Below are 12,334 nucleotides of genomic sequence, written 5' to 3' on the forward strand. Positions count from 1 at the left end.
GTGCGGGCCAGTCGTCAGTCGGTTTCGAGTCGGAAGCCGATCTTTAGGGTGACCTGGAAGTGGGCGATCTTGCCGTCCACGACATGGCCGGTGGTCTTGACCACCTCGAACCAGTCGATGTGCCGGATGGTCTTGGCGGCCGTGGTGATGGCGTTGTGCATGGCGTCATCGGTGCCGGTGCTGGATGTGCCGACGACCTCAACCAGCTTATACACTCGGTCAGACATCGTGTTCTCCTCGGGATTCGGATTCGGGGACCGCGCCTATCTCTTAGGGGCGGCCCCCCGGCCGCGATGTCTGCCACCCGTGGGTGGCCGACATCATGAATCGAGCCCTGCCTAGAGCTCGTCGGCGCCGATCATCTGCATCAGGCCGAAGCTTTTGACGAAGGGGTTGGCCATGCGCGGGTCCTTGAGCATCCCCTTGTAGTCACCGACCTTGAACTTGAGCTTGCCGGTGGCGAAGGCCATGCCCAGACCGGCCATGCCGATCCCGTTCTCGATCCACTTGAGCCAATCCTTGAGGTCGGCGCGCATGTCCCAACTGGGGGCCGGTGAGGTCGGGGACCAGGCCCCGGCATCCACGCATACGCCGTTCTCGACGACGAACAGGCTGCGCGGATTCTCTTCATTCTTGAAGCCGCAATAGACCACTGAGTTGAAGCCGATCTCTGCGAGCTTTTCGCGCACCTCGGGCTCCGCGTTCCAGGCGTCCTTGTAGGCGTTCATCCAGTCGGCCGAAAAGAGTTGTGCCATAGTCGATGTTCTCCAGTTGATGGTCGAGTGGTCCGGGCCGGGAGGCGTCCCAGCCGGGATTGCCGTGGATCTTATCAGGATGTCAGGCCACGGACGCGGGGCCGCTGCCCCGTTCAGCCCGCCGCGCCACCGGTCTTGTCGGCCTTGTCGGTCTTGGCGGGGGGCGCGGTCTGGTCGTGCTGGGTCGGCGATGCGGTCTCGTCGGCCTTGGGGGCCGTCGCGGGGCCGGTCGTGGCGTCCGGCGGCGGCTCGCCAGTCATGCCGCAGCCCCTGGCGCATGGTGCGTATTCCCGCCGGCAGATGGCCAGATCCGCCCCCAGGCAACTGTAGGGTTCCTGGCAGTTGCGGCCGCCGGTCTTGATGCACCGGTCGTAGTCCGTCACGGCGACGGTGTGTCGCTCGGCGCAGCCGAGTTCGCGGTTTTCCTGGCGCTGCTTGCATTGGGTCCTGAGCAAGTTGCACTCTTCGCGGCAGCGCGGGGTGTCTGGACCGCTGGCCCGCAGCGCGGGTTCCGGGCCGCGCCAAGTGCTGCAACCGGCGAGGAGGGCGATCAGCGCGATCGTCCCGATCCCGGGGATGAGCCAGGCGAACGGCCGGGCCGCGCGGCGCAGCTTAGGGGGGGTGTGGGGTAAGGGCATCGGGGTTCTCCGTCAGGGCCGGCCGGGGCGTCGAGCGTGTGACGCGCGTCGGGGACGGACTTTACCATAGGCCGGGCCGCGTTCAGACGCAGCGCTTGCAACGCCGCCCGCCAGACGTATATTTGCAACCTAGTGAGCCGCTCAGAAATGGGCGCCTAAGCGCGCCGGAGCCAAGTGAGATGACTGTCAGTCCTGACGTAGAAGCGATCGTTACCTCGGAGTACGAACACGGTTTCGTGACCGACATCGCGTCCGACACCCTCCCACCCGGCCTGGACGAGGGCGTGGTCCGGGCCATCTCGGCGCGTAAGGGCGAGCCGGAGTTCATGCTCGAGGCCCGCCTGCGGGCCTTGCGACACTGGCAGACCATGACCCCGCCACGCTGGGCCCAGGTGCATTATCCGCCGATCGACTTCCAGTCCATCTCCTATTTCTCGGCCCCCAAGTCGGGGGACGGACCCAAGAGCCTGGATGAGATCGACCCCAAGTTGCTGGAGACCTACAACAAGCTCGGCATCCCGATCGAGGAGCAGATGGCGCTCTCCGGGATCGCCGTGGACGCCGTGTTCGACAGCGTCTCGGTGGCGACCACCTTCCGTACCCAGTTGGCCGCGGCCGGCGTGATCTTCTGCGCCATCTCCGAGGCGCTGCGCGACTACCCAGACCTGGTGAGGCCTTATCTGGGCTCGGTCGTGCCGCACACGGACAATTTCTACGCCGCCTTGAACGCCGCGGTGTTCAGCGACGGCACCTTTGTTTATGTGCCAAAAGGGGTGCGCTGCCCCATGGAGCTCAGTACCTACTTCCGCATCAACGCGCGCAACACCGGCCAGTTCGAGCGGACCCTGATCATCGCGGAGGCGGGTAGCTATGTCAGTTATCTGGAGGGCTGTACCGCCCCCATGCGCGACGAGAACCAACTCCACGCCGCGGTGGTGGAGCTGATCGCCATGGAGGACGCGGAGATCAAATATTCCACGGTCCAGAACTGGTATCCGGGCGACGCCCAGGGTCGCGGCGGTATCTACAACTTCGTGACCAAGCGCGGCGACTGCCGCGGGGCGCGCTCCAAGATCTCCTGGACCCAGGTCGAGACCGGCTCGGCCATCACCTGGAAATACCCCAGCTGCATCCTGCGCGGGGACGATTCAGTGGGTGAGTTCTACTCGGTGGCCGTCACCAAGGGCCGCCAGCAGGCCGACACCGGCACCAAGATGATCCACCTGGGGCGCAACACCAGCTCCACCATCGTCTCCAAGGGGATCGCGGCGGGGGAGGGCGAACAGACCTACCGGGGGCTGGTGCGTATCGCCGCCAAGGCGGCGGGGGCGCGCAACCACACCCAGTGCGACTCGCTCCTGATCGGGGCGCGCTGCGCCGCCCACACCGTCCCCTATATCGAGGTCAAGAACCCGACGGCGCAAACCGAGCACGAGGCGACCACCTCGAAGATCAGCGATGACCAGCTCTTCTATTGCCGCTCGCGCGGATTGACCGCGGAGGATGCCGTCTCCATGATCGTCAACGGCTTCTGCAAGGAGGTCTTCAAGCAACTCCCGATGGAGTTTGCGGTGGAGGCCCAGAAGCTCTTGAGCATCAGCCTCGAAGGAGCCGTCGGTTGAATGTCTCACGCCAAGGCGCCAAGACGCCAAGTGCATTCAACGCGTTGCCAGCGTCGGGCGATGCCGGCGACGGATGGCCGGTCAGTACAGCGACAGCCTTTTTCTTCTTGGCGACTTGGCGACTTGGCGTGAGCAATTTGCGGATTTTGGCTCAGGCGACGCCTTCGTCATTCTCTGCGGCACCATCTGGGCCGCTCGATCTGTAGGAGATTCTAGATGTTGTCTGTGAAGGGCCTGAAGGCCAAGGTCGGCGAGAAGGAGATCCTCAAGGGGTTGGACCTGGAGATCGGTCGCGGCGAGGTGCATGCCATCATGGGCCCCAACGGCTCCGGCAAGAGCACGCTGGCCCATGTGTTGTCCGGCCGCGACGGTTACACTGTCACCGGCGGCAGCGCGACCTTCGACGGTCAGGACCTGCTGGCACTGACGCCGGAGGAGCGCGCCCACCTGGGTCTCTTCCTCGCCTTCCAGTACCCGGTGGAACTGCCGGGGGTCAACAACACCTATTTCCTCAAGGCGGCGCTCAACGCCATCCGCACCGCGCGCGGGCAGCCGGAACTGGACGCGGTGGCCTTTATGCGTCTGATGAAGGAGCGGCTCAAGGTGTTGCACCTGGACGATTCGCTGCTCAAGCGCCCGGTCAATTTCGGTTTTTCGGGCGGCGAGAAAAAGCGCAACGAGATCTTCCAGATGGCACTGCTGGAGCCCAAGCTCGCCATCCTCGATGAGACCGATTCGGGACTCGACATCGACGCCCTGCGCATCGTCGCCGACGGGGTCAATGCGCTGCGCAACCCCGAGCGTTCGGTCATCCTGGTGACCCATTACCAGCGCCTACTCGACTATATCCAGCCGGACTATGTCCATGTGCTCGCCCAGGGTCAGATCATCCGCTCCGGCGGTAAGTCGTTGGCCCTGGAGTTGGAGGAGAAGGGCTACGGTTGGCTCGGGATCGAGGAGGCGGCATGAGCCCCGCGCCCGGATTTGAACAGTGGCTCGCGCCCGCCCCGGCGAGTGCGGGCGGCCGTCTGGATTGGCTCCAGACGCAACGCGCCGCGGCCCGTCTGAGCGTCGCGGCGCAGGGCGTCCCCGGCACCAAGCAGGAGGCGTGGCGCTACACCAGCCTCAGCCGCCTGCTGGAACAGGGCTTTGTGCCGGCAGTCGAGCCGGTGACCCTGCGCCCGGAGGCACTTGAGCCGCGGCTCATCCCTGAGCTCGATGCCTATCGGGTGGTGCTGGTCAACGGCCGTTTCGTGCCGGGCCTGTCGGCGCTCGAGGGCCTGCCGCCCGGGGTGCGGGTCGGGAGCTTGGCCGAATTGCTGGCGACCGACCCGGACGCGCTCAAGGACCGCCTGAATGCCGTCGCCGGCCCCGACCAGTCGCTCTTTACCGCGCTCAACACGGCTGGCCTGGACGATGGCCTGGTGGCGATCATGGGTCCTGGCGTCTGTCTGCCCCGACCCATCGAGCTCATCCACCTGTCGGTCGGCGCCGCGGCCCCGCTGCTCGCCCAGCCGCGCCATCTGGTAGTCCTGGAGACCGGCGCCCAGGCCCACCTGATCGAGCGTTATGTCGGCCTGACCGATGGGCTGTATTGCACCAACTCAGTCCTGGAGGTCATGCTCGGGGCGGATGCGGTCCTGGAGCACCAGCGCGTCCAATTGGAGAGCCCGAAGGCCTTTCACCTCGCCGCGCTCTATGTCCGGCTCGGCGCCGCGAGCAACTATCGGTGTATCAATATTGCGGTGGGCGCCGCCTGGGCGCGAACCGACCTGCGGGTGCGTTTCACGGGCGAGGATGCCGTGTGCGACCTCCAGGGGCTCTATCTGGTCGGGGAGCGCCAGTTGCTGGATATCCATCTGGACGTCGATCACCAGGTGCCGCGCTGCCGCAGCCGGGAGTACTTCAAGGGCATCCTCTATGGCAAGGGTCGGGCGGTATTCGACGGTCGGGTCCATGTCGCCCGCGACGCCCAGCAGACCGATGCGGCCATGACCAACCGGAATCTGGTCCTGTGCGAGGGGGCGGAGATCGATACCAAGCCCCAGTTGGAGATCGAGGCCGACGACGTGAAATGCAGCCACGGTACCACCGTCGGCGAGTTGGACCCGGAGCAGTTGTTTTATCTGCGCTCTCGCGGCATCGGCGCCCCGCTTGCGCGGCGTATGCTGTGCCTGGGATTCGCCGCTGAGGTCCTGGACGCGCTGGGTCCCGAGGCACTGCGTATGCACGTGGCCGAAGAGGTCGGGCATCGCCTGGAGCAGGCGACCTGAAGCCGCCCCGCACGCTCGTGACACCGCGCCGGGATGTCGTGCCGGGTCCGCTGTGCCGTGTGTGCCCTGGAAAATCGAATGCACAGAATAATGAGGCCCCTTATGAACCGTTTGGCCCGCTTTGCGGGTTTCGGCCAAACCGAAGCGCAGCCCGAACCCCCCCAGCAGCACACCGAGGTCGTCGTCGAGCGCATGGACGCCGAGCAGTTGCGCGAACCGATCATTGAGTCGCTGCGCCGAGTCTATGACCCGGAGATCCCGGTCAATATCTATGACCTGGGCCTGATCTACAGCATCGAGATCAGCGCGAACGGCGATGTGGCCATCGATATGACACTCACCGCCCCCGCCTGTCCGGTGGCCGGCATGATGCCGCAGATGGTCAAGGACGCGGTGTCCGGGATCGAAGGGGTCGGCGAGGTCGCGGTGGAGTTGGTCTGGGACCCGCCCTGGGGCCAAGAGCGCATGAGCGACGAGGCCAAGCTCGAGCTTGGGATGCTATAACCCGAATGTCTCACGCCAAGGCGCCAAGCACGCCAAGATTTTGAGTGTTTTTCTCGTTCCCACGCGGAAGCAGCGCTGGCCTTGATCAAGATTCCGGCCACTTGGGCTCGCCGGGTGCGTAGTCAGGCCATCTTGGCCTGACACCGCCAGGGCTGGAAGCCCTGACTACGCACGCCGCTGGCCGGGATTATGATCGACGCCGCAGCGCTGCCATGAAGTATGGCAGTGACGCAGGAGGGTGGGATCACGTCCTGCGGAACCTGTCGCGGCCGGGGGCCGCTCCTACGCGTGCCGACTGAGCCTCATCGCGATGCGCCGCATCATCGCCGGGCTGTCGTCAGGACCTTGGATATAGAGCGGCTTACCATCCCGGCCAAAGGTGAACTGCACTGGGCAGGAGGCCGCGTCGATGTCACCGAAGAGCGCCCGCGCGTTGCGGTAATCCTCATGCGGTTCAAAGCCTAATGCCTTGGCATAGTCCACTGCCCCCTCGACCAGCTTGCGGGCGTAGGCCGGGTCCTGTCGCTCGAGTACCTCGGTTGCACCTGATCGAATGTGCGCCAGGAGTGAGGCATATTCGGCTTCATCCACCACATTGTACAGGGCGTTCTTGACCCCCAGGCAATAGGTGTCGACCACGAAACCCGCAATGGCGTAGCGTCCATCCGGCAGCCGTCGGTTGAACCACACGGTTCCCATGCCGACCGCCGAGAGATCGGTGGGGGCGAAGACATCGGCAATCGGTGCCTGCGCCGCGCTGGCCCAGCCGTGGGGCAGCGAGCGGCCGCCTGATTGACGTGCCACGGTCGTTTTTGCCTGCTTGCGCTTCAACTCCCGCTTGGCCCGTTTTTTCTGCAATGCCTTCTGATCGAGCGCCATTGAAATTTCTCCCGCAAGAGTGAAGTGGATAGGCCTGTCCTGGCGCCGCTCGGAGATTGGGCGAGTATTTCACTGAGCGGTGTCACCGAGTGGTCGGCGCTCTTCCCCTAGGATTGTTCAGGATAACGGCCATGGCGCCCGCGCCATCCAGAACCATGAAAGTGGCGGGCGCCGGCCGTTCCCCCACCCCGCCCTCCCCCACGAGGGGAGAGGTGGAGCGCGCTCCCGGCGCGACTTTCACGTAAGCAATGCGCCCCGTTGGCGCCTCCCGCGCGCCGCGCCGAGGCCGGCTCCCGCTGGTCTGCCCCGGCGCCGATCCTTGGTCCTGGTCCGGTCGCGAAGCGCACAATACCGGGCTCGGTATTTAATCAGAAAGTGGTCGTGCTGTGTTGGCACTTCTTCACAAAAATGGCCTTAACCCTAAAAAAAATAATTCTGACAATTCGCAAATTTTGAATAATAATGGCCTATCGTTTTACAAAGTTTTACAAATTTTCTTAGCAAACGATGCAACCCAAGCTGGTGCCGGACAATCTCACTGCCCCGTTGCCGGAAGACCTCGGGCAACCCGGGATGGAGCCGATTTTCTGGCAGGGCGCCGACCATAACCTGCTGGTTCCAGACTGGTATCCCCCAGGACCCATGATCGAACATTTGGCGTACAGCGTGGCGCGGACCCCGGCGGACCTGACGGCCCATACCCGGCGGGTGCTCTTGTGTCTGAACCAAGCGGACCCGGCGGCACTCTTCGGCAGCCTCGCCGACCTGTTTATCGCGTTGGGCCAGCGGGGGGAGGCATTGCGGCGGCGTCTCTTCGACCTGGCCCGCCCGTTACTTCCCGAGGCGCAGGCACGACCGCTCGCCGCCTGGCTCGAGCAAGGCGGTGTCGACGACCGGGTCCTCCCGGACGATACCCACGCGGTGCTGGCGGCTCGCCCCCGCGGGCGTCCACTGATCCTCGCCGATTGAACGGCTCTCCTGTGCCCCGTCTTGACGAGGACCTGTATCTGGGTGTGACGCCGGCCGGTGCCTACCATGCCACCGCCGCCCAGGAGCCGACGCCGATGCGCCGACTCCTGTTTAGGCTCCTCAAGGAGCGCCACACACCGCGTGTGGGGGATGTGCCATGGGGCGACTGGTTGGGGGCAGAGTCGTCCCAGTCCGCGGTCGAGCTGGTCGCGCGGATGGAGACCCTCGGCTGGCTATGGGGCCTGGAGGCGCCCGCCCACTGCCCGTCGGAGCCGCTCGAGCCGCTCTTGCCGGGGCTGCTGCCCTCCTTGAGCAGCCTGCGTCAGGCACTGCTGGCCGACCGCCACGGTCTACAGATCGGCTGCGCCGGATTCGACGAGTCCCAGGTCCAGGGCCTCGCCGCGGTCAGCGCCGATGCGGTGGCGCTGGCGTTGCGCTGTCGCCGGCTGTTGGGCGGACTGGAGCAGGTCGGGCCCGGCGCCTGGGGCATGATCGATGCGGCCGGTCACAGCCAGATCGGCGTTTGGCCCTTGTTTCTGGGTAGCGAATGGTTCGCACTGGTCCTGGGCGGACGACCGCGCTTCAACCATCCCGATTTCCTACGCCTGGTCTGGAGGTTGTCAAGAATGGTGGGTGGGGCACCGGACGTCGTTTCCGCGTTCGGTACAACCGCGATAGCAACGAGTCCTGAAACCTATAGAGAGTAAAGAAGAATGCGTGACGACGTACTCAAGTCTATTTTGAGCGAGCTCAACGGCTCATCCGCCGACATCGAGGCCTCCGCGATCGTCTCCAGCGACGGGTTGATGATGGCCTCGCTCCTGCCTGCGGGTCTGGAGGAGGACCGCATCGGCGCCATGGCGGCGGCGATGCTGGCCCTGGGCGGCCGCACCGCCGACGAGCTGGCGCGTGGACACCTGGAGCAGGTGCTCATCAAGGGCGCGAACGGCTATGTGCTGCTGACCTATGCGGGGAGCGACGCGGTGCTCGCCGTGATTGCCAAGGCGAACGCCAAGCTTGGACTGATCTTTCTCGACGTGAAGCGCGCAGCGGAAAATGTTGCCAAGATCATTTGATAATCGGGAGACGCCGTCATGGGTGCCTTTTTTCTGCTGCGACTCAACGACCATATTCAATACCTGAACCGGATCAAGGCCACCTTGAACGGCACCGGCGATTTCCGCGGCGGCAGCCACCACGACTGTAAGCTGGGCAAATGGATGGACGGCGCCGGGCCGGCCGAGGCGGCGGAGGCCGGTCCGGCGGCCAAGGCCGTGTTCGACTCGCTGGCCGAGCCCCACCAGCAATTCCACGAGGCCAGCGCCAAGGCACTGGAGCTCTCGCTGGCCGGGCAGGCCAGTGAGGCCGAGGCGGAGATGACCGCCATGCACACGCTCTCCGGCGTCCTGGTCGATCGGTTACTCGAGCTGGACCGGCTGTCGGGGGCAGCCAAGTAATGCCTCCCGGAGCACCTGCCTCTGGGCGCGGCTCCGTGACCGCGGGGCCGGTTGTGGGGCCGCCGCTGCGGGTGGCCGTGGTTGGCATGGAGGTCCGCCAGGTCAAGACGCTGGAGCTGGCGTTCCAGGGACCCTGCCGCGATGCGTGCATGCTGGTCGATGAGCCGCAGGCCCAGGCCTGCATTGTGGATATGGACAGCTACCAGGCCAGCACCGCCCTGGCGGAGTTGCGCCGCCGCGACCCGCTGCGCCCCTTGATCCTGCTGTCGCTGGCACCCTTGGCGCCGGCGGTGGTCGCGTCGGACCTGGTGTTGGCAAAGCCCATCAGTCTGGATGACCTGGTCGCGCGCCTGGGCGTGCTGCGCGAGCGGGTCCGCCAGGCGGCGCTCGCCGCCGCGGCGGCCCAGCGCGAGGCGGCGACTGTGCCGCTTGCCGACGACGCTTCGGCCATGATCGTGGTTGCCAAGCGCATCGACGATTGGGGGCGTCCGGCCGTAGCGGGGGACCCGCAGGCCCGCAGTCGCGTCGCGCGGCTCTTGGATCAGGAGCAGGCGAATGCCTTGATCGGTACCGCCCCGGATATCGATCCGAGCGATCCGCACCAGTTAGTCAAGGCCTATTACGACCCCAGCCGCTTCCTGCAAAGTATTGTGATTGCCGCCCGGGATTCGGCCCACGCGCGCGGCCAAGGGGTCCGCATCCAGGGACCCTGGCCCGAGATCGTACTGGACCCGCTCCGCGGGCTGGCCCGGATCGCCGACGCGGACCACCGCCTGCGTCCTTACGGCCTCCAGCCCGCGGCGCTGCAGCAGAGCCGTTTGGAGTACATTGAGCGGCTGGTCTTGCTGCACGGTCAATTCCGCACCGTCGCATTGGACGCATTGATCTGGAAGCTGGCCCTCTGGGCGGCCCGGGGTCGGCTGCCCCTGGACACACCGGTGGACGTACCGGTGCAGTTGCAGCGTTGGCCCAACTTCACCCGGCTGACGCTGGCACCGGGCGCCATGAGCATCGCCGCGCTCTGGGCGCGCGAGCCCCATAGCCTGATCCGTACCGCCGAGGTGCTGAACCTCCCACAGCGATCCGTATTCGCCTTCTACAGCGCCGCCGCCGCATTGGGGCTGGCGCAATGCCGTGCGGACGCTGCACCGAAAGCGCTCGCATCCAACCGCCCGCTCGATTTTGCGGCCGATGCGCGGCGCGGGCTCCTGGGTCGTATCATGAAACGCCTAAACGTTTTTTTCTGAGGAGCCCCGGCCATGTCCCATCACAAGATCGTTTTTTCCGGGCCGGTGGGGGCCGGTAAGACCGCCGCCATCGCGGCGGTGAGCGATACGCCGCCGATCAGCACCGAGGCCAGGGCCAGCGATGCCACCCGCGAGCTCAAGTCGGCGACCACCGTTGCCATGGACTACGGCCTGATCCGTCTCGACGGCGGCGAGCAGATCCATCTCTACGGCACGCCCGGCCAGGAGCGTTTCAACTTCATGTGGCAAATCCTGAGCGAAGGTGCCCTGGGTGTGGTGCTGCTGGTAGCCAACCACCGGCCGCAGCCGCTCGCCGATCTGCGCTACTACCTCGACGCCTTTCGGCCCTTCATCGACCAGACGCGACTCGCGGTGGGGGTGACCTACATGGACCAGAGTGCGGAGCCGCGGCTGGAGGACTACCACCGCACACTCGCCGATGCGGGGATGAAGGCCCCGGTGTTCGAGGTCGACGCCCGCGAGCGCCGCGACGTGGCGCTACTCGTCCAGGCACTGTTGCTGTCATTGGACCCTGGGGTGGATACCGGTGTGGCGATCTGATGCGAGGCCCGGACTGATTGTTCTCGACGCAAGGCGCGCAGCGCAAATCGCTGCCAAGATGGTTCGATAATTGGGAGACGCCGCCATGGGTGCCTTTTTTCTGCACCGACTCAATGATCATCTTCAGTACCTGAATCGGATCAAGGCCACCTTGAGCGGCACCGGCGATTTCCGCGGCACTGGCCATCGCGACTGTAAGCTGGGCAAATGGATGGACACCGCCGGACCGGCCGAGGCGGCCGAGGTCGGCCGGGAGGCGACGGCCGTGTTCGACTCGCTGGCCGAGCCCCACCAACAGTTCCATGAGGCCAGTGCCAAGGCGTTGGAACTTGCGCTGGCCGGGGAGGCCAGCGCGGCCGAGGAGGAGATTACCGCCATGTATAGGCTCTCCGCCCTCCTGGTCGATCGGTTGCTGGAGCTGGACCGGTTGTCGGGGTCAGCCAAGTAACGGCCATGGCGCCCGCCTTACCTCGAACGATGAACGTCCGCCGTGGAAGCGGCTTTACCGTGAAAGTCGCGCCGGGAGCGCGCTCCAATGCTCCCTCCCCTATTGGGGGGAGAGTGGGGAGGGGCGACGGCCAAGGCGCCCGCCACGTTCATCGTTCGGAGTGGTGCGGGCGCCATGGCCGTTAGCCGCGACTACTCTAAGTAGGGGGGTGAGCCGGACACCGGCGCACCGTTAGACAGAATGAACATCAGCACATTGCCGGGCTCCGATAGGGAATGGCGGCAGCCGCCTTGATCATAAATCCGGCCAAGACCTAGTCGTGACGCCAAGTTATTGCCCGCAGTTGGAGGGGGAAGGAGTTTCCCATCGTCCTGCATCGTTTGAATCGACTCATCGACGATTTGGCACAATTGATCATATACTTGAACCTCGTCGTCGCCATGACAGCAAGGACCGATGATTCCAGGGCATTCGCCGATGAAACATTGATCTTCGTTAGACCATTCGACAAGTTTTAGGTATTCTGCGCTTTCTTTCATTTTCTTGACTCCTCAATCTTTTGCCTTACTTCTCGCTCCTGATAAAATTTTGCATCATCTCCTATCTGACCGGAAATCGTTATTCTTATGCCTTATCTTGTGTTCAAGATTCCGATGGCTACCTTTTCCGCCCCTGTTGCTGAATCCAGCCCGTTCAAGGTCATAAATGAGTTCTCTGATTTTCCTTGGCATGATCTATGGGCTAGAACCCGCAATGGCATTAGCGTGTTGGCCTAACGTGAAACCTAAATATGCGCGCGCTCGCTTCTAAGGCGTAGGTTAGGCAATTTCTTGGGTTTCATAATTGAGCCGGAGAGTAAGCCGGGTTCTCATCGCAGGTTAGACAGACGTTGGTGTTCTCTGTTGCCGCCTGGTTTCCCGGCGGTGCCACAATATCTCTGCCATACAGCGATTCGTTCCCGGCTCCTCGCAGAACCGGACT

Annotated in this window: 16 protein-coding genes; 11 read left to right on the forward strand and 5 right to left on the reverse strand. The window is 64.6% G+C overall.

Annotation, left to right across the window (positions count from 1 at the left end; translation table 11 throughout):
• Positions 1 to 14: 14 nt before the first annotated feature.
• The 3 genes from QZX93_RS11850 to QZX93_RS11860 all read right to left on the reverse strand — a co-directional run bounded on the left by QZX93_RS11850 (position 15) and on the right by QZX93_RS11860 (position 1,393).
• Positions 15 to 227, reverse strand: coding sequence for a dodecin (locus QZX93_RS11850; RefSeq protein WP_295388612.1), 213 nt, complete (start codon positions 225 to 227; stop codon positions 15 to 17).
• A gap of 111 nt (positions 228 to 338) precedes the next feature.
• A complete protein-coding gene (locus tag QZX93_RS11855) occupies positions 339 to 755 on the reverse strand; it encodes an SCP2 sterol-binding domain-containing protein (protein WP_295388610.1) in 417 nt (138 codons plus the stop codon).
• A 113-nt stretch (positions 756 to 868) separates the two neighbouring features.
• Positions 869 to 1,393 (reverse strand): hypothetical protein, encoded by a 525-nt coding sequence (locus QZX93_RS11860; RefSeq protein ID WP_295388608.1) that lies wholly within the window; start codon positions 1,391 to 1,393, stop codon positions 869 to 871.
• 179 nt (positions 1,394 to 1,572) lie between these two features.
• Here QZX93_RS11860 and sufB point away from each other — a divergent pair, with 179 nt between their 5' ends.
• The 4 genes from sufB (at position 1,573) to QZX93_RS11880 (ending at position 5,792) form a co-directional block, all read left to right on the forward strand.
• Entirely contained in the window at positions 1,573 to 3,015 is a 1,443-nt protein-coding gene (gene sufB, locus QZX93_RS11865; protein ID WP_295388605.1) for a Fe-S cluster assembly protein SufB, read from the forward strand.
• Positions 3,016 to 3,231: 216 nt separating this feature from the next.
• Positions 3,232 to 3,984 carry a Fe-S cluster assembly ATPase SufC gene (sufC, locus tag QZX93_RS11870; protein WP_295388603.1) on the forward strand — a complete coding sequence of 251 codons (753 nt, stop codon included), beginning with the start codon at positions 3,232 to 3,234 and terminating at the stop codon, positions 3,982 to 3,984.
• Positions 3,981 to 5,288, forward strand: a complete 1,308-nt coding sequence (gene sufD, locus QZX93_RS11875; RefSeq protein WP_295388600.1) for a Fe-S cluster assembly protein SufD — start codon at positions 3,981 to 3,983, stop codon at positions 5,286 to 5,288. Before sufC ends, sufD begins: the two co-directional genes overlap by 4 nt.
• Positions 5,289 to 5,390: 102 nt before the next feature.
• Positions 5,391 to 5,792 (forward strand): SUF system Fe-S cluster assembly protein, encoded by a 402-nt coding sequence (locus QZX93_RS11880; RefSeq protein WP_295388597.1) that lies wholly within the window; start codon positions 5,391 to 5,393, stop codon positions 5,790 to 5,792.
• Between the two features lie 282 nt (positions 5,793 to 6,074).
• Here the strand turns inward: QZX93_RS11880 and QZX93_RS11885 are convergent, their stop codons facing one another.
• Positions 6,075 to 6,671, reverse strand: coding sequence for a hypothetical protein (locus QZX93_RS11885; protein ID WP_295388595.1), 597 nt, complete (start codon positions 6,669 to 6,671; stop codon positions 6,075 to 6,077).
• A gap of 507 nt (positions 6,672 to 7,178) precedes the next feature.
• On the opposite strand from QZX93_RS11885, the gene QZX93_RS11890 reads away from it, so the two are divergent.
• From QZX93_RS11890 to QZX93_RS11920, 7 genes are all read left to right on the forward strand, one after another.
• Positions 7,179 to 7,640, forward strand: a complete 462-nt coding sequence (locus QZX93_RS11890) for a hypothetical protein (protein ID WP_295388592.1) — start codon at positions 7,179 to 7,181, stop codon at positions 7,638 to 7,640.
• An 11-nt stretch (positions 7,641 to 7,651) separates the two neighbouring features.
• Positions 7,652 to 8,347 carry a hypothetical protein gene (locus QZX93_RS11895; RefSeq protein WP_295388590.1) on the forward strand — a complete coding sequence of 232 codons (696 nt, stop codon included), beginning with the start codon at positions 7,652 to 7,654 and terminating at the stop codon, positions 8,345 to 8,347.
• A gap of 6 nt (positions 8,348 to 8,353) precedes the next feature.
• A complete protein-coding gene (locus QZX93_RS11900) occupies positions 8,354 to 8,716 on the forward strand; it encodes a roadblock/LC7 domain-containing protein (RefSeq protein ID WP_295388588.1) in 363 nt (120 codons plus the stop codon).
• Positions 8,717 to 8,734: 18 nt separating this feature from the next.
• Positions 8,735 to 9,097: a CZB domain-containing protein gene (locus QZX93_RS11905; protein ID WP_295388586.1), complete on the forward strand. Its 363-nt coding sequence runs from the start codon at positions 8,735 to 8,737 to the stop codon at positions 9,095 to 9,097.
• 35 nt (positions 9,098 to 9,132) lie between these two features.
• Positions 9,133 to 10,344, forward strand: coding sequence for a hypothetical protein (locus tag QZX93_RS11910; protein WP_295388584.1), 1,212 nt, complete (start codon positions 9,133 to 9,135; stop codon positions 10,342 to 10,344).
• Positions 10,345 to 10,356: 12 nt separating this feature from the next.
• Positions 10,357 to 10,905, forward strand: coding sequence for an ATP/GTP-binding protein (locus tag QZX93_RS11915; protein ID WP_295388582.1), 549 nt, complete (start codon positions 10,357 to 10,359; stop codon positions 10,903 to 10,905).
• Between the two features lie 85 nt (positions 10,906 to 10,990).
• Positions 10,991 to 11,353 (forward strand): CZB domain-containing protein, encoded by a 363-nt coding sequence (locus QZX93_RS11920; RefSeq protein ID WP_295388579.1) that lies wholly within the window; start codon positions 10,991 to 10,993, stop codon positions 11,351 to 11,353.
• Between the two features lie 191 nt (positions 11,354 to 11,544).
• Here the strand turns inward: QZX93_RS11920 and QZX93_RS11925 are convergent, their stop codons facing one another.
• Positions 11,545 to 11,892, reverse strand: a complete 348-nt coding sequence (locus tag QZX93_RS11925) for a hypothetical protein (protein WP_295388577.1) — start codon at positions 11,890 to 11,892, stop codon at positions 11,545 to 11,547.
• Positions 11,893 to 12,334 lie beyond the last annotated feature (442 nt).

This window comes from uncultured Thiodictyon sp. (assembly GCF_903946935.1).
Lineage (GTDB): Bacteria > Pseudomonadota > Gammaproteobacteria > Chromatiales > Chromatiaceae > Thiodictyon.